This window comes from Pacificoceanicola onchidii (assembly GCF_004804335.1).
GTDB lineage: Bacteria > Pseudomonadota > Alphaproteobacteria > Rhodobacterales > Rhodobacteraceae > Pacificoceanicola > Pacificoceanicola onchidii.
The window spans coordinates 229699-247236 of the sequence record NZ_SRXY01000001.1; the positions used below are offsets into that span (position 1 = coordinate 229699).

General features: G+C 63.5%; 13 protein-coding genes. 1 reads left to right on the forward strand and 12 read right to left on the reverse strand.

The window, feature by feature from the left end; genetic code table 11:
• Positions 1 to 61 precede the first annotated feature (61 nt).
• The 6 genes from E4662_RS01125 to E4662_RS01150 form a co-directional block, all read right to left on the reverse strand.
• On the reverse strand, positions 62 to 2266 hold the full coding sequence (locus E4662_RS01125; protein ID WP_136439409.1) for a methyl-accepting chemotaxis protein: 2205 nt from the start codon (positions 2264 to 2266) through the stop codon (positions 62 to 64).
• A 30-nt stretch (positions 2267 to 2296) separates the two neighbouring features.
• On the reverse strand, positions 2297 to 2710 hold the full coding sequence (locus E4662_RS01130) for a rhodanese-like domain-containing protein (protein WP_168797858.1): 414 nt from the start codon (positions 2708 to 2710) through the stop codon (positions 2297 to 2299).
• A 327-nt stretch (positions 2711 to 3037) separates the two neighbouring features.
• The gene (locus E4662_RS01135; protein WP_136439411.1) at positions 3038 to 3508 is read right to left on the reverse strand and encodes a phosphoribosyl-AMP cyclohydrolase; all 471 of its coding nucleotides are present in this window, start codon (positions 3506 to 3508) and stop codon (positions 3038 to 3040) included.
• A 105-nt stretch (positions 3509 to 3613) separates the two neighbouring features.
• Positions 3614 to 4723, reverse strand: coding sequence for a CobW family GTP-binding protein (locus E4662_RS01140; protein WP_240705081.1), 1110 nt, complete (start codon positions 4721 to 4723; stop codon positions 3614 to 3616).
• Positions 4724 to 4900: 177 nt separating this feature from the next.
• A complete protein-coding gene (locus tag E4662_RS01145) occupies positions 4901 to 6448 on the reverse strand; it encodes a trimethylamine methyltransferase family protein (protein ID WP_136439412.1) in 1548 nt (515 codons plus the stop codon).
• An 87-nt stretch (positions 6449 to 6535) separates the two neighbouring features.
• Entirely contained in the window at positions 6536 to 8986 is a 2451-nt protein-coding gene (locus E4662_RS01150) for a GcvT family protein (protein ID WP_136439413.1), read from the reverse strand.
• Positions 8987 to 9170: 184 nt separating this feature from the next.
• On the opposite strand from E4662_RS01150, the gene E4662_RS01155 reads away from it, so the two are divergent.
• The gene (locus tag E4662_RS01155; protein WP_136439414.1) at positions 9171 to 10022 is read left to right on the forward strand and encodes a LysR family transcriptional regulator; all 852 of its coding nucleotides are present in this window, start codon (positions 9171 to 9173) and stop codon (positions 10020 to 10022) included.
• A gap of 318 nt (positions 10023 to 10340) precedes the next feature.
• Here the strand turns inward: E4662_RS01155 and E4662_RS01160 are convergent, their stop codons facing one another.
• The 6 genes from E4662_RS01160 to E4662_RS01185 all read right to left on the reverse strand — a co-directional run bounded on the left by E4662_RS01160 (position 10341) and on the right by E4662_RS01185 (position 17494).
• Positions 10341 to 11741, reverse strand: coding sequence for a carnitine 3-dehydrogenase (locus E4662_RS01160; RefSeq protein ID WP_136439415.1), 1401 nt, complete (start codon positions 11739 to 11741; stop codon positions 10341 to 10343).
• Positions 11738 to 12490, reverse strand: coding sequence for an SDR family oxidoreductase (locus E4662_RS01165; RefSeq protein WP_136439416.1), 753 nt, complete (start codon positions 12488 to 12490; stop codon positions 11738 to 11740). Before E4662_RS01165 ends, E4662_RS01160 begins: the two co-directional genes overlap by 4 nt.
• Positions 12487 to 13395, reverse strand: a complete 909-nt coding sequence (gene bcoG, locus E4662_RS01170) for a 3-dehydrocarnitine:acetyl-CoA trimethylamine transferase BcoG (RefSeq protein WP_136439417.1) — start codon at positions 13393 to 13395, stop codon at positions 12487 to 12489. Before bcoG ends, E4662_RS01165 begins: the two co-directional genes overlap by 4 nt.
• A gap of 135 nt (positions 13396 to 13530) precedes the next feature.
• Positions 13531 to 14316: a carnitinyl-CoA dehydratase gene (locus E4662_RS01175; protein WP_136439418.1), complete on the reverse strand. Its 786-nt coding sequence runs from the start codon at positions 14314 to 14316 to the stop codon at positions 13531 to 13533.
• Positions 14313 to 16334 (reverse strand): acetate--CoA ligase family protein, encoded by a 2022-nt coding sequence (locus E4662_RS01180; RefSeq protein WP_136439419.1) that lies wholly within the window; start codon positions 16332 to 16334, stop codon positions 14313 to 14315. The genes E4662_RS01175 and E4662_RS01180 overlap by 4 nt, the downstream gene beginning before the upstream one ends.
• Entirely contained in the window at positions 16334 to 17494 is a 1161-nt protein-coding gene (locus E4662_RS01185; protein WP_136439420.1) for an acyl-CoA dehydrogenase family protein, read from the reverse strand. Before E4662_RS01185 ends, E4662_RS01180 begins: the two co-directional genes overlap by 1 nt.
• Positions 17495 to 17538: the final 44 nt, after the last annotated feature.

Below are 17538 nucleotides of genomic sequence, written 5' to 3' on the forward strand. Positions count from 1 at the left end.
GTTCGTTGCACAGAGTGTCGCAGAAAGGAAACGCCGATTTCCCAAGCGGCCTGGCCCGCCCTTATTCCGCCGCGATGGCGTGGCCGCCGGGGCCGCCTTTGTTCAGGGTAAAGCTGCGCATCGCGGCTGCAAGATGGGTGGCGCGTTGGTCCAGATCATCGACCGCCGCGCGGGTCTGTTCCAGACCGGCCGCGTTGTACTGCATGGAATGGTCAATGTTGCGCGTGGCGTCCTGAAGCTCCGACACGCTGGTTTCGATGCTCTTCGTGGAGGTTGCGATGTTCTCGATCACGTCAACGGAGGAGACCACCTCGCTGAGAATATCGGCCATGGACTCATCAGACTGCCGGACCAGCCCCACACCGGACTCCACGTTCCCCGCCGATTTTGCGATCAGGCCAGAGACTTCCTGAACCGACTGGGCCGTACGTTGCGCCAATGCGCGCACTTCCGCCGCAACCACGCTGAAGCCAAGCCCCGCCTCTCCGGCCCGCGCCGCCTCGACACCAGCGTTGAGCGCCAGCAGGTTGGTTTGAAAGGCGATATCTTCGATCACACCGATGATCTTGCCGATTTCTTCGGAGGACTGCTTGATTCTGTCCATCGCTTCAATGGCGTTCCGGGACATGCCCCGGCCCGCGTCCGCCTTTTCGGAAATCCGTTCCACGGTGTCCCGCGCCGACATCGCGTCCGCAGCAGACCGCCTGATCGCACCGTTGATCTGGGCCAGATTGCGAGACGATTCCTCCAGGCTGGCCGCATCCTTCTCGGTGCGCGTTGCCAGCTCGCCCGTCGTGCTCGCCAGTTGCGCCCCCGAACTGTGAACCACGCTTGCGGCCTCCGTGACCGTTTCGATCACGTTTGACAGGCTGTCAAAGGAGGCATTCATGGAGGTGGCGATCTCCGCGAAGATCCCGGTGAACCCCTCTGGCATCCGGTAGGTCAGATTGCGCCGCTCAAGCTCTTCCAACCCATGTTTGACGGCAGTCAGCCCTTCGTCTGCCGCCTCCCCGATCCGATTCACATCCGCGCTGAGTGCCGCGAACACGCCCGACTTGTCGGTGACAGGGAGCCTCTGGGTGAAATCGCCCTTGGCGCAGGCTTCAACCACAAGGGCAAGCTCCGCCGCCGCCTGCTCCTCGTGCCGGATCTTCTCGGCAAAGGTCTCGAACGCCGAATCCAGCCGCGCGATTTCCTGTGCAGGGCGATTGGGGCGCCTGCGCGTCACCGTCTGCCCTTCAGCCACCTGCGACAAGGCCGCAGCAATATCTTTCAATGGCCTGCACTGACCGCGCAACCACAGCATGAGCAACGCCACAAAGGCGATGACAAACCCCGCAACCGTCATCATCACCGTTTGTACCGTGGACTGCTTGAGCTTTCGCGCCTCGGTGAAATCCGTCACCAACAGGGCCGAAAGCGCGGTGCCATTGGACAGAACGCCAACCTCATAAAGCGCCGCGACAAAGCTCTTCGCGCCGAAATCCATGATCGCCGCGGGGCGTTCACCGCCCAGTGCGGCCAGCGCTGCAGTGCCAAAAACACCGGCTTCAACGGTCACATCAGCGCCCGTTTCCACTCCCTCGGCGGCGGCGTCATGGTCCGATGCGGGAAACTCCGGCAGACCGCTGAACGCCCGGAACGTCGGGCTGGCGCCAGGCGCGGCTTCGACCAGCAGCGCGGTGCCGTTGATCATATGCGCCATGTCCGGCACCGCAACTTCGATATCCAGACCGAGCAACACCGTGCCGACAATCTCGCGCCCCCGGCGCAGCGGGAAGGCCAGCGCAGTGCCAAAGCGCTCATCGGTGATCTGCGTCACGCCGAACGTGTTGCGCCTTGTCTCCTGCGTTTGCGCCACAAACGGTGGGATCCCTGCCCCGCGTGCTGTCTGCGTATCTTCGTAGACCGACAGGGACAGTACCTGCTCCCCCGCCCCCGTGAACATGGTCAGATCCGTGACAACATGGGTGCCGGCCACGCGGTTGAAGGTCGGGCGCACCAGATCGTCGAGATCGCCATAACGCCCCTCGGCCATGGCCGCGCCGATCGCCCGTTCCCGGCCCATGATGCGGCTGAGGTCAATCAGAGGTTTCTCACTGCGCGACAGCAGCGCAGTGACCGCCGCCGCCGCATCATCCGCGCTTTTGGACAGGAGCGCCGTTTCGACACTGTCCACAACGCGTTTGCCGCCCACATAGAGACCGCCAAGGAGCACAGCCGTAAACAAAACAATGCTGGTTAAAATTCGGCTAGACAAGGTCATGATGAAATGCGCCTGTTTATGGGAAAAGGTTTATTCGATGGGATATCCTGCGTTGTACCAGGCCGGGAAACCGTCGCGGTAATAGCGCACTTCGGTGAAGCCCCAAGCCACGAGATTCTCTGCCAGAACGGCGGACATCAGGCAGCGCGGCCCGTTGCAATAGACCACGATCACATCCTCCTTGCGCGCGACCTCCAGCACCATATCGGCGCTGTCCGTTTGCTTGGCAAAGAAGTTGACCGCGCCGGGAACGCGGCCCGCCTCAAAGTCGGAGGGTTTGCGCGCGTCAAAGAAATGCGCTTCTTCCTCGAACAGCGTCATCGCCTGATCCGTGTCAACAACCGTGGTGCCGCCCACGGTGAATGGCGCTTCTTCTGCCGCGCTAGCCGCGCAAGGCAGGAGTGTCACAAGACAAACGGCAAGCCCCTTGAAAACGTTCAACATCGCAGATCCCTTTTTTGAAAACACCGGTTTCATACAGGGATGCATTCCGAAAGCCGAATGAATTGAGTGAACAAATCGACCAACTTTTGAATGTTTTCAAATGGTTAATTATCGCAATGTCAAAAGGCGTCGTAACAAGCGCCAAACATGTAAAAACCCCGACTGTCGCCGGGGTCATCACGGGCTTGGCGGAAAGTACGCCGCGCCGGGTTCTTTTTGTCTCTCGCGCCGCCGTCTTTTGCCGCGCAAGAGACCGATCATGGCCTATCGGGTAGGAACCCGCCGAGAGACCAAACGCGACGCGCCCGATCTCCGCCGGATCCGCGATCAGCCCTCGAACGGCAACGAAGAGTGGTGCAGCACAATGCGCACCGCGCCGTCCGCGTCCTTGCTGTAGCCAAAGGTCTTGTCGACCTTGATCGTGTTGCCGTCCTTGTCGGTGAAGAACATCCAACCCATCCAGATCCCGGTGTTGCCATCAATGAAGCTGGCCGCCGTCTCCGAACGCACCTCGCGCCACCCCTTGATGCCAAAGCCGCCGTCCTGCGGATAGTCCGCGTCGTGCCCCACGAAATAGGACAGGCAGCCTTCTTTTGTGGTGCGGAAGGTCTTCTCGCCGCCGCTCAGCGTCGGTTTGAACAGCACCGGGCCAAGGTTATAGCCATAAGCCGTGTCGATCACCGTGACAGCCAGAGCGCGCGCGCTCTCGATCCCGCCTTCCTCGTAAGCCTTGGAAATGGCAACAAGTGCGTCCCCCCAAGCGGTCCGGGCTGCGGTAAGATCCTGTTCGCTGATCATCGTATCAATCCTTGTCCTGAGCGTTTCACCGGGCGTGATGCGATATTTAAGCCAAAAGTTAAATAGTCAAGAATGGCACAGGCCGTATTTGCACCAAGCGCCCCGCTACATCGCGGGTTTCTCCGTTTTGCGCCGCAGCAACAGGCTCAGGCTGGCCTGCAGCTCTTCTTCGGTCATGTCCCGCGCGATCACGACAACCCGGCTGGTGGTGTCATCCCCGGACCAGGATTTCATCGGGACAGGCGCGTCGAACACGTGTTGAACGCCGTGAAACACAAAGGGATAGGCGAGCCCCTCGACATGCAGGATCCCCTTCATCCGCAGCACGTTCGGCCCCTTGAGCGCGATCAGCGTGTCCAGCCAGAAATCAAACACCTCCGCCGGGATCGGCGTCTCGACCGAAATCGAAGCAGAAGCAATTCTGTGATCAAGAGGCGCAGGCTGGGCGGTCGCAGCAAAGGGTAGAGCCGCAGGCTGAGCGCCGCCTTGCAGGACTTGCGAAAAACCGGACAACCCGGCGAGCGGATCGGGTTTGGCCGCCTCCGCGCCCAGCCATGCCGCAACATCGTCCTCTTGCACACCGCCCCGCATGGCAGACAGGCCAAAGAGCACACCCACGGGCACCCGGCCACGCTCCGCCCGCACCCGCTTCGCGGTGCTGTTGATCTGCTCCAGCCGGGCCTCGAAGCGGGCCAGCGCGGACGGATCGACCAGATCGGTTTTGGACAGCACGATCAGATCCGCCATCGCCAGCTGCTGGACCGATTCAAACTGCCGGTCGAGCGTTTCAGCGCCCGTGGCCGCATCCGCTACCGTCACAACCCCGTCCATCCGAAAACTTGCCGCGACGCTGTTTCCGGCGGCAAGGCAGTGCAGGATCGGGCCGGGATCGGCGATGCCGGTGGTCTCGATAATCACCCGGTCAAACCCCAGTTCACCCCGCCGCCTCCGCGCGCTCAACTTGCTCAGCGTCTTGATCAGATCACGGCGGATCGTGCAGCACAGGCAGCCCGACTCCATCAAGATCGTCTCTTCGGTCGCCGCCTCGATCAGGTCATGGTCCAGCCCGACATCCCCGAACTCGTTCATGATCACCGCCACGCGCCCGGCCTCGGGATCGCGGATCAAGTGATTGAGAAGTGTGGTTTTTCCGGCGCCCAGAAAGCCCGTCAGCAAGGTCACCGGTATGCGGTTGTCCATACTCTCGTTGTTCATGCCCCATCCTTGCTTGCCATATGTCCTGCCCGGAATGGTATGTTATCACATTGCCAAGCGCCACAAGATACATCGGGGCCGTAGCCCGGTTCACATGCCCGCGCATTCCCACACAAAACGCACAAAGGCCCGCAGGTTTCCCGCAGGCCTTCGGCACACGTCTCGTTTCAACCACGATCAGAAATGGATCGCAAAGCGCTCCCGAACCGCACGATCCAGATCCGGCGCGATCAGCGACGGGGCCTCGGACAGAATACCCTTCACCCGCGCCTGCGCTGCTTCGAGCAAGGCAGGCCGCCCCTGTTCATTCCAATCTTTTGGCGTCATCCGGTTGCCGATATCGGGATAAAGATACTCCGTCTGCATCAGCGACAGCGTCTGATCCGTGCCAAGGTAGTGCCCCGGCCCGTCATTGAGGCAAACCGATTTCATCACCTCCATGGACAGCGCATCTTCGGTCACGTCGATCCCGCGCACACAGCGCAGCGCTTGCCCGATGACATCGTTGCCCAGCACCATGCCCTCGGGTGAAAAACCCATGAGCGAGGCATACATGCCCACCGATTCATAGACCATGTTCAGCCCCGACAGGCCCGACAGCACATTGATGATCCCTTGCTCCCAACCGGCCTGCATGTCCGGCACCTTGCTGTCCGTCATGCCGCCCGCCGCGCCGCCGGGGATGCCGTAGAACCGGTGCATCTGGGCGCAGCCCGCCGACAAGAGGGCCTGTTCGGCTGAACCGCCCGACATCGCCCCGGTGCGCAGGTCCGAGACAAACGGCCATGTGCCAAAGATCGCCGGATGGCCCGGCGCGATGGCATTCACATAGACCACGCCCGCAAGGCACTCCGCCACCGCCTGCACAATCGCCGTCGCAATCGGCGCAGGGGCCGTCGCCCCCGCTTGCCCGGCCGAGAGCAGCAGAACCGGCATGCCCGCCGCGATGCACTTTTCCATCGCCTCGCAACTTTCGGTGGCAAACTTCATGGGCGGGACGACAAAACAGCAGGACATGGACATGAAGGGCCTTGCCCGCCATGCCTCTTCAGAGCCTGCCACAACGTGCAGCAGGTCCATCACGGGCTCGACCGTGATCGGATCCGAGATCGACGTGCCGATGTGCTTTTGCGTGCCGCTGAGACAGGCATAAGCCGTGTTGACATCCAGTTCGGTCACATCGCGAATATCGCAGGCCACCATGGTGCGCTGGAAGAAATGGATGTTGTCGAGGTTCTGCGCCAGCCGCGCAGAATCGTAGAGGTCCTTGATCGTTGACGGCTCATATTCGCCCGTGACCGCATCCACCACGTTCACCGCCGCGCCCGCCGTGCCGAAATGCACCCGCGTGTCCGTCAATTGCAGATCAAACTGCGAAGAACGCCCGTGCAGGGTGATGCCCCGCGCCGCCTTGGCCAGCATGTCCTCGACCAAGGCCCGCGGAAAGCGCAGGCGCCCGTCGTCGCCCAGGATCGCCCCCGCTTCGATCATCGCCTTCTGGCCGGTCTCCGGCGCCTGACTGACTCCGACCACCTCCAGCGCCTCAAGCGCCGCGTGGTGAATGCGCTGCACCTCGGCTTCGGTCAACGGGTTGTATTGCCCGCCTTTCATGCCGGGGCGGACGGGCCGCGTGTCTTCGCTCAATGGTGCCGCGCGCGAGGCCACGCGCGCCGCGCGCCCTCCCCCTCTACGCCGACGTTCCGGGGCTTCAGCAGATGCGCTCATTGGCTTTGCCTTTCTCTGATCGGCCCTTGGGCCCTCCTCCCTTGGGTCAGGAAGACGCGCGGTCCCCCTGACCCGAACCCCGCGCCCTTAGGCGCGCAGTCTTTCGTTTTCCGGATCCCACATCGGGGCGTCCGGCTGGACAACCGCCTTGCAGCGCTCCCCGTAGATATCGACCTCAAGCTCCGTGCCCGGCACCGCCAGATCGGTGCGGACCATGCCCAGCGCGATGGAACTGCCCACGCGATAGCCCCAGGCACCGGATGTGGTCTCCCCAACCACATCATCGCCCTGCCAGACCGTCGACATGTACGGCGCATCCGCCTCGCCCGCGTCCACCTTCAGCGTAACAAACCGCTTCGCCGGTCCGGACTGCATTTCAACCGAAAGCGCGGTCTTGCCCGGGAAATCCTGCGGCTTGGCAAGCCGGATGAAGCGCTCCAGTCCGCCTTCGACAAGGCTGTAGTCGGTCGACAGATCGCCTTTCCACGCGCGGTAGCCTTTCTCGATGCGCAGGCTGTTGAGTGCGAACATGCCGAACGGCTTCGCCCCGCCGCCTTTGACCGCCTCGTAAAGCGCTGGCATCACGGCGTTTTCCGCGTGCACTTCCCAGCCAAGTTCGCCAGCAAAGGACACCCGCGCCAAGGTGCAGGGCTGGCCCGCCACGGTGGCCTTCTGATGTGTCAGCCACGGCAAGGTCAGATCCGCATCGGTGCCGATCTTCTCGAAGAGCGCGCGGGATTCCGGCCCGGTGACAATCAGCGTGGACATCTCCCGCGTGTGATCGGTCAGGCTCAGCCCCTCGGGCAGCGTGCGTTTCAGCCACTCGAAATCGTGCCACTGCGCGGCGGCGGCGGTGATCAGCGTGTAATCGTCCTCGTCATTCTTGGCGACAGACATTTCGGTGACGATCCGGCCGCGCTCATCGGGGAAATAGGCCAGCGACATGCGCCCGGTCTTGGGCAGACCGCCCGCTGTCTGACTGCGCAGCCAGTCCGCCGCGCCCGTCCCGGTCAGGCGGTAACGCGAGAAGCCCGGCAGATCGAGAACGCCGACGCCATCACGCACCGCTTCGCATTCCTCGCGCACGCGCGGCTCCCACGGGCCAGCGCGGCCCCAGGTCTTGGTCGCCTCCTCGGAGGTGTCGTCGCCCGGCTGCGCAAACCAGTTCGCGCGCTCCCAGCCGCCGTAGTCCCCCATCTGGCCGCCCTGCGCCTTGATCACCTCATGCACCGGCGAGACCTTACGGTCCGGCGCGGCAGGCCAGCGGTGATGCGGGAAGTGCATGGCATATTCGTTGCCATAGACCTCCAGCCCCTTCTCAACGCAGTATTCGTGGTCGGTGTAATCGGTGAAGCGGCGCGGATCGACAGCCCACATGTCCCATTCGGTCTGACCGTCGACGATCCATTCCGCCATCACCTTGCCAGCGCCGCCGCCCTGCGCGATCCCGAAGGTAAAGACGCAGTTTTCAAAGGCATTCTTGACCCCTGGCATCGGGCCAATCAGCGGCAGGCCATCGGGCGCGTAGGGGATCGGGCCGTTGATCACCGACGAGACACCCACGCTCTGCATCAGCGGCACGCGGTCCATGGCGTCGACAACAATATCCTCGATCCGGTCGAGATCTTCCTGCCAGAGCTGGAAGCTGAAGTCTTCCGGGATGGCATCGCCGGATTCGGTCCATTCGCCCTTGCAGTTCGGCTCATAGGGGCCAAGGTTGTAGCCGTTCTTCTCCTGACGCAGGTAGTAGGACACATCCACGTCGCGGATCAGCGGCAGCTTGCCGCCGTGTTCCCTGGACCAGGCTTCAACCTCGGGGATCTGATCGGTCAGCAGGTACTGGTGGCTCATCACCATCATCGGCACCTTGCGCCCGCCATAGGGCAGGAACCACTCGCTGACCCGCTGCGCGTAATACCCCGCCGCGTTGACGACATAGTCACAGGCCACATCCCCCTGATCGGTGTGCACGATCCAGCTGTCATCCTCGAGCTGCGTCACACCGGTGGCCGGGCAGAACCGTTTGATTGTGGAGCCCAACTCGCGCGCGCCCTTGGCCAGCGCCTGCGTCAGCTGCGCCGGGTCGATATCGCCGTCGGTGGGATCGTAAAGCACGCCCAGCAGATCGTGGATTTCGAGGAACGGATAGCGCTCCTTGGCCTGCTCCGGCGTCCACATCTCCATCGGGATGCCCTGGTAGCGGCCCATGGAACAGGCGCGCTCGAACTCCTGCACGCGCTCCTTGGTGTGCGCAAGGCGGATCGAGCCGGACTGATGATAGTTCATCGGATAGTCGACTTCCTCGCCAAGCCGCGCATACAGCTCGGTCCCATAGCGCTGCATGTTCATGATAGCCCAGGAGGTCGAGAAGGTCGGCACGTTGCCGGCAGCATGCCACGTAGAGCCTGCGGTCAGTTCGTTCTTTTCAAGGAGGACACAATCGGTCCATCCCTTCTTGGCCAGATGATACAGTGTAGAGACGCCGACAACGCCGCCCCCAATAATGACCACGCGCGCCTTTTCGGGCAAATCCGCCACGGTTCTTCTCCTTATTCAGTGTCTTGCTGCCCACGGACCACTGGCTGCGCCGGGTCGGCACGCCAAAGGTGATCCGTGAAACGGTCCCGCAAACTATTACGTCTCGCGCTTTTCGGTTCAATTGGGCTGGCGCATGTGTTTTGATCGGTTTATCCGATTAGAGACCACAGCCACGACACCCGCCATGAACATCGACCAGATCGAAACTTTCCTGGACCTTTGTGAAACCAGAAGTTTCAACCGAACCGCGAGTCGCCTCGGGGTTACACAGTCCACCGTCTCGGGACGGGTGCGCACCCTGGAATCGGCGCTTGGCTGCACGCTTTTGCGGCGCAGCCGCGCCGGGACAGACCTGACGACTCAGGGTCTGCGCTTTGAACCGCACGCGCGCACCATGCGCCGCAACTGGACCGTAGCGCGCGAAGCGGTGCGCGAAACCGGTCAGGCGGCGAACATGCGCGTTGCCATCCAGCACGACATCCTCGGCGAGCGCGTCGCCCCCTGGATCACCGCCCTGCAAAGCGCACTGCCGGACACCGCTTTCCACGTGGAAGGCGATTACTCCACGCAGATGTGTGCCGACGTGGCCGACGGGTATGTGGATTTCGCCATCCTCTTCACCCCCAAACCCAACCCCGACCTGCACTTCGAAAGCATCGGGACGGTGAGTTACCAGATGATCGCCTCCGAGGCCGACACGCTCGATCAGGTCAAGGCGGAGAGCTACATCCTGCCGCTCTATTCTCAGGCCTTTGCCATGTCACACGCCGAACTGCTGCCCGATCTGTCGGTCAGCACCATCTCCTGCGGTGAACATGCGGTGGGCTGCGGGCTGTTTACCGCTCTTGGCGGGGCAACCTACGTCCTGCGCCGCACTGCGCAGGAAATGCAGGCTGCGGGCGAGGCCCGGATCGTCGTGGGCGCGCCAATCATCACCCAGCCGGTCTTTGCCGCGCTGCACCTGCGCAACCGCCACCGCGCCCCCTTCCGCCGGATCATGCGCACCCTGCGCGACGACGTGGTGGGACGGCCGTAACACCCGCCCTCCGGCGCGCACTCCTTCCCGTTTCTTTGTGCCTCAAAGATCCCGGGGCCCTGCGGGGCGTCTGAGTCTGCCACGCGCCGCCTGCGCGAGACGGATTTTGCTCGGCGCAAGGGTAGGCGGGTAAACAAACGATCCAGTGGATCGTTTGTCCGCCGTACGGCGCGCCGAAGTATGAATACGTTCAGCGCCAGATAACGCAGCGTAGAGCAAAATCCGCCGCACCCCTTCCCGTTTCTTTGTGCCTTAAATATCCCGGGGAGTCCGCAGGACGGGGCAGCGCCCCAAACAAGATTTTTGCCCCGAAAAATCTTACCGGCGCGCGCCCTCAGGCCAGGGCAGATCCGCCTGCGCCACCACATAGCTGTCGATCTTCGCGCTGATCCCTGCCGATGGCGGAGAACTGCGGCGGGTCTCAAGGCTGACGTGGATCATCAGGCTGTCCACCGTCGCCGCCACCGCGCCGCTCTCGTCCATGATCCGGTGGAAGAGCCGCAGCTTCTTGCCCTCCCCTTGCAGCACTTGCGTGTCCACCGTCACCCGTTGCCCCGCCTTCAGTTCGGCCAGATAGCGCACGGTGTTCTCCAGCGTGAAATAGCTGCCGCCCGACGCGATGTACTCCGCATCGCAGCCAACCATTTCCATGAAGCGGTCATTGGCCTTGGAGCCAAGCTCGATGTAATGCGTTTCGTTCATGTGGCCGTTGTAGTCGGTCCAGCTTTGCGGAATGGCGCGGGCAACGGTGATCGGCAAATCCGCCCCCTCTGGTTCCGCCAACAGCGCCTCATGCGCCCGGATCGTGCCCCCGGCCCCGCTGCCCGATTGCTTGAGCGCGCGCATCATGCCCACCAGATTGTCATCGCGCAGCCGCTCCAGCTCGCGGATCGTCATATGGCCCGATTGCGCATCGGACTGCCCCGCGATCAGATCCACAAGCGCGTCATTGAACTCCGGCACGTCCATCAGCTTGGTCCAGGGCCATTCCAGCGCCGGGCCGAACTGCGCCATGAAATGCTTCATGCCCGCCTCGCCGCCCGCAATCCGGTAGGTCTCGAACAGGCCCATCTGCGCCCAGCGCAGGCCAAACCCCATGCGAATAGCCTCGTCGATTTCCTCGGTGGTGGCGATGCCGTCCTTCACCAGCCAGAGCGCCTCACGCCAGACCGCCTCCAGGAAACGGTCCGCGATATGCGCGTCGATCTCCTTGCGCACGGGCAAGGGGAACATGCCGATGCCGCGTAGGATCTCCGCCGCGCGGGCCATGTGATCCGCCTCCCCAACCAGCTCCACCAGCGGCAGCAGGTAGACCGGGTTGAACGGATGCGCCACGATCACCCGCGCGCCTTTCTCGGTCAGCTCGGTGGGTTTGAACCCGGAGGTGGACGAGCCGATTACGGCGGATTCCGGGGCCAGTTCGGTGATCTGCGCATGCACCTTGTGCTTCAGGTCGAGCCGCTCCGGCACGCTTTCCTGCACCCAATCCGTCCCGGCCAGCGCCTCCCCCAGATCATCATGGAAGCTCAACGCCCCCTCATCCGGCAATGCTTTGTCATAAAGCGAGGGCAAGGCGCGGCGCGCGCCTGCCAGCACCTCCCCGATTTTGCGCTCCGCCTCCGGGTCCGGGTCAAACACGGCCACGTCCCAGCCATTGAGAAGAAACCGCGCGGCCCAGCCGCCGCCAATGACGCCGCCGCCGATGATTGTCGCTTTCATGTCATGCGCTCCGTATGTCCATCCACGGCAATTGCCTGCCCGGAAATTTTTGCCCCTTTGGGCGATGTGAGAAACAGGATCGTATCAGCCAGATCATCCGCCGTGACCCATGTGCGCAGGCTGGTGCCTTGTGCATAAAGCGCGCGTACGCTCTCTTCCGGCACCCCGCGCGCCGCGGCTTCCATGGCGATGACCCGTTCCATACGGTCCCCTTCGACCGCGCCGGGGCAGATCGCGTTGACCCGCACACCGCTTGGCCCAAGCTCCATGGCCAGCGTTTTCATCAGCCCCAGAATGCCCCATTTTGCCGCGACATAGGGCGCGCGGGTCGGCACGCCCCATTGACCGGAGGTCGACGAGGTCAAGACAATCGCTCCCGATCCCTGCGCCGTCATCCGCTGCGCCGCCCAGCGGCAGGCGAGGAAAGCTCCGTCCAGATTGGCCGCGATGCAAGCCTTCCACGGCTCGAAATCCATGTCTGCAAGCGGCGCGGCCGGACCGCCCGTGCCCGCATTGGCGCAAAGGACATCGACGCCGCCCAAAAAGCGCTCGGCTTCTGCGAAGAACGCCGCCATCTGCGCTTCATTGGTCACATCCGCCTTGACGCCCAGCGCGCCTTCGGGCGCAGAGCCGGGGGCGAGATCGCAATAGGCGACGCGTGCCCCTTCGGCCAGATACCGACGCACCAGACAAGCCCCGATGCCCGAGCCTCCCGCCGTGACAACAATCCGCTGGCCGCCAAAGCTCATTTCGGCGCCCGCTTCACCAGCCCCAGCTTTTCGCGCACGGCCTCCGGCCCGATGACCTTCGCACCCATGTTCTCAATCACGTTGACCGAGCGCTCCACAAGCTGCGCGTTGGTGGCCAGAACGCCTTTGTCGAGGAAGAGGTTGTCCTCCAGCCCCACACGCACGTTGCCCCCGGCCAGAACGGCAGCGGCGGCATAGGGCATCTGATCGCGGCCCAGCGAAAACGCCGACCATGTCCAATCGTCGGGAATATTGTTGACCATCGCCATCAGCGTGTTCAGATCATTCGGCGCGCCCCACGGCACCCCCATGCACAGCTGCACCAAAGCCTGCGGGGCGAGCGTGCCTTCCTTCACCAACTCCTTAGCAAACCACAGGTGGCCGGTGTCAAAGGCTTCGATCTCCGGCTTCACACCAAGCTCCGTCATCATCCCGCCCATGGCGCGCAGCATGCCGGGCGTGTTGGTCATGACGTAATCGGCTTCGGCAAAATTCATCGTGCCGCAATCAAGCGTGCAGATCTCCGGCAGGCACTCGGCAATATGCGCCATGCGTTCGGTGGCCCCGACCATATCGGTGCCGTCCGCCGTGGGCAGCGGTGCTTCCACCCCGCCAAACACAATGTCGCCGCCCATCCCGGCGGTCAGGTTCAGCACCACGTCAACCTCCGCATCCCGGATGCGGTCCGTCACCTCGCGGTAAAGCGCCAGCCGCCGCGACGGCGCGCCGCTTTCAGGATCGCGCACGTGGCAATGCACCACCGCCGCGCCTGCCTTTGCGGCATCAATGGCGCTCTCGGCGATCTGCTGCGGCGAGCGCGGCACATGCGGGCTGCGGTCCTGCGTGCCGCCCGATCCGGTCACGGCACAGGTGATGAAAACCTCGCGGTTCATGGTAAGAGGCATGTCAATTTCCTTCCTGTTTCGGCTCATCCGCCCCATCGGGCGGCCGCGCGAGGCGGGCTGTCAGGCCCGATGAGCGGGATGTGTCTGGCGCATGGATTGGACGCAAAACCGGTCCTCACGTTTGCCAAGAAATGCTCAGCGGCCTTTCCAGACCGGATCGCGTTTCTCGGCAAAGGCGCGCGCGCCTTCAAGCTGGTCCTCGGAGCGGTAGAGCGTCTCCACGGTGGCAAACTGGCTTTTGGTGATCCTGTTGAGCGCATCCTGGAACTTCATGTCCTCCGCCTCGCGCACCACCTCCTTGATCGCCGCAAAGACCAGCGGCGGGCCGGAGGCCAGCTGATTGGCCATCTCGCGCGCACGGGCCATCAAATCACCGGCGGCATGGATCTGGTTGATCAACCCCCAGCGCGCCGCCTCCTCGGCGTCAATCCACCGCCCGGTGAACAGCATCTCCATGGCGATGTGATACGGAATCCGCTTTGGCAGCTTGATCGAGGCCGCATCCGCCACGGTCCCGGACCGGATTTCAGGCAAGGCAAAGCTCGCATGATCGGCGGCCAGAATGATGTCCGCAGATAGCGCCAGCTCCAGCCCCCCGCCGCAACAGATCCCGTTCACCGCCGCAATCACCGGCTTGTTCAGCCCGCGCAGCTCCTGAAGGCCACCAAAGCCGCCGACGCCGTAATCGCCATCCACCGCGTCGCCCTCGGACGCGGCTTTCAAATCCCAACCGGGGCAGAAAAACTTCTCGCCCGCCGCCGTCAGGATCGCCACGCGCAGCTCGGGATCGTCGCGAAACTCGGTGAAGACCTCGCCCATGATCCGGCTGGTGGCCAGATCAATCGCGTTGGCCTTGGGCCGGTCCAGCGTGACCTCAAGCACGTGCCCGCGCCGTTCGGTTCTGATCGGGGTGTCGCTCATCTTGTCTCTCCTCCGGTGCGGATCAGCGCGTCCGCGGCCACGGCGCGCGTTTGCGTGCAGATCAACGGGTTGATCTCCACCTCTGCGGGACGGCGCGCCTCAACATAGGTCTGCAGAGCCATGATCGCGTCAAGCACTGCGTTTCTGTTCACCGGGGCTTTGCCCCGGTACCCGCGCAGCACAGGCGCGAGTTTCAACTCATTCAGCGCCGCGTCCACGGCCTGCCGCGAGGCCGGAACAAGCAATGTCGCCGTGTCCTGCAAAATCTCGGTCAGCGTCCCGCCCGCGCCCAGCGTCAGCACATAGCCGTGCGGGTCGGCCACCACCCCGACGATCAATTCGCAGACCGCGCCGGTGATCATTTCCTCAACCAAAAAGCGCTCTGTCGGCATGGCGGCGGCAGCCTGTGTCACCGCGCTGGCGCGTGTCAGCCCAAGCGCCACTGCCCCGGCTTCGGTTTTATGCGCAATGCCCTGCCCTTTCAGGACCACCGGAAAGCCGATCTCTTCCGACACCGCGCCGACCGTCTCGGCAACGGCCTCCTGCGCGCCCGGCACGCTCAACCCGAATGCCGCAAGCTCGGCCTTGGCCGCCGCCTCCGTCAGGGTCTCGCCGGACGGATCGAGATTGGGCAGGCAAAGCGGCGCGGCCGCCGCATCCTGCATCCCGATGAAGGCGGCGATCTCCATCGCGGCAAGCGCCTCCTCCATGCCGGTGAACGGAATGACACCCAGCCCCAAAAGCCGCTCTGCTACCTCTTCGGAGATGGCTTCGGCTATCGAGCCAAGCAACGCCAGAGGTTTGCCCGTCTGCTCCTGCGTGCGCTGGACGGCGGCGATGACCGGCTCCCATGCGGCAGGATCACAGCGGTCTGCGCGGGGGAAGTCGAGCACCACGCAGCCCATGGCCAAATCGCCGGACATCATGGCGCTGAAGGTGGCGGTCAACGCCTCTTCATCGCCCCAGATATAGGTGTGGTAATCCAAAGGGTTGGCCAGCGCGACCTTCGGGCCCAAGGCGGCGCGCAACGCGCTCTGCTGCCCCTCATCCAAGGGTGGAAAACGGAGCCCCCGATCCACCACGCCGTCGGCCATCAAACAGGCCTCCCCGCCCGAACAGGACAGCGAGGCGATGCGGTTCGATTTCAAAGGCCCGGCCACATGCAGCAGCTTGAGCGTCTCCAGCATGGCCGACAGGCTGGAGACCTGCCCGATGCCGAGCCGCGCGAACAACGCCTCCGCCCCCGCCGCGCCACCCGCCAGCGAGGCGGTGTGCGAAACGGTGGCCACCTGCGCCTGCTCCGAGCGGCCGACTTTGAGGGCAATCACCGGCTTGCCGCAGGCGTGGGCTTCCGCCGCAAAGGCCTCCAGTCGCCGCAGATCGCCAACACCCTCAACGTGCAAGGCAATCGCCGTCACCCGATCGTCGCGGAGCAGAGCCGCCGCCACATCCCACAGCCCCTGCTGCGCCTGATTGCCCACCGTGACCACATAGGCCAGCGGCAGAGCCCGGCGCTGCATGGTCAGGTTCAGCGCGATATTGGACGATTGCGTGACAATCGCCACGCCGCGCTCGGCACGGCTCCCGCCATGCTGATCCGGCCAGAGCGCCGCCCCGTCCAAATAGTTGATAAAGCCGTAACAATTCGGCCCGAGGATCGGCATCTCCCCCGCCGCGCGCAAAAGCGCGTCCTGCATGTCCGCCCCGTCGCCCATCTCTGCCTGCGCTTCGAGAAAGCCGGAGGCAAAGCAAACCGCCCCGCCCGCGCCGCGATCGACAAGCGCCTGCACCACCTCCAAGGTCGCCTCGCGGTTCACGCCGATGAAGGTCGCGTCCGGCGCTTCGGGCAAAGCGTCAATCGAAGCAAAGGCCGGCACCCCGGCCACGCTCTCGCGTTTGGGATGCACCGGCCAGACCGGCCCGGCAAAGCCGATTCGCGCGCATTGTTCGATGACATTGGCACACCACGCCCCGCCGCCGACCACGGCGATGGAACGCGGCCTCAGCAGGCGGTCCATCAGGCCCCCAGCGGACGCAGCAGGTCCCGACTGATGATGTGCCGCTGAATTTCCGAGGTGCCGTCCCAGATCCGCTCAACCCGCGCATCGCGCCAAAAGCGTTCAATCGGGAAATCGTCCATCAGCCCCATGCCGCCAAAAATCTGCAAAGACGTGTCGGTGACACGGGCAAGCATCTCCGAGGCATAAAGCTTGGCCGAGGCAATCTCCCGGTTCGACGGCAGATCATTGTCCAGCCGCCACGCCGCGGCCAGCGTCAGCCAATCGGCGGCGTCAATCTCGGTGATCATATCGGCGATCTGAAAGCCGACGCCCTGAAACTTCCCAATCGGCTGGCCGAATTGCTTGCGCTCGGCGGAATACTCCAGCGCCAGATCAAAACAGCGCCGCGCGCGCCCCACGCAGAAGGCCGCAACGGTCAGGCGGGTGGCGTAGAGCCATGTGTTCATCACCTCGAAGCCGCCATCGACCTCACCCAACACCTGCGCGTCCGGCAGGCGGCAATTGTCAAAGGCGAGGATGTAATTCTTGTAGCCTTTGTGGCTGACCGAATTGTAGCCCTCGCGCACGTCAAACCCCGGCGTGCCCCGGTCCACAAGGAACGTCGTGATGCGCTTCTTCGGCCCTTTGGGCGTGTCGTCCTCGCCGGTGGCGATGAAAACGATAAAGAAATCCGCGTGTTCCGCGCCGGAAATGAAATGTTTGGAGCCGTTGATCACCCAATCGCCGCCGTCCCGCCGCGCCTGGCATTTCATGCCGCGCACGTCTGATCCGGCGTCTGGTTCGGTCATCGCCAGAGCGTCCATGCGCTCACCCCGCACGGCAGGCAAAAGGTACCGCTCGCGCTGCTCCCCTTCGCAGGCCATCAGGATGTTCTGCGGGCGGCCAAAGAAATGCGTCAGAGCCATGGAACCGCGCCCAAGCTCCCGTTCCACAAGCGTAAAATCGAGATGGCTCAGCCCCGCACCGCCCACCTCCTGCGGGAAGTTGCAGGCATAAAAGCCCAGATCAATGCACTTGCGCTTGACCTCTTCGCCCAGCTCATGCGGCACCTGGCCTGTGCGCTCGACCTCCGCCTCATGCGGATAAATCTCGTTCTCCACAAAGCTGCGCACGGTGGAGACGATCATCTCCTGTTCTTCGCTCAGACCAAACTGCATCGGCTCACTCCCCGGCTGATTGATTAGGGTCAGGACCCATTTAT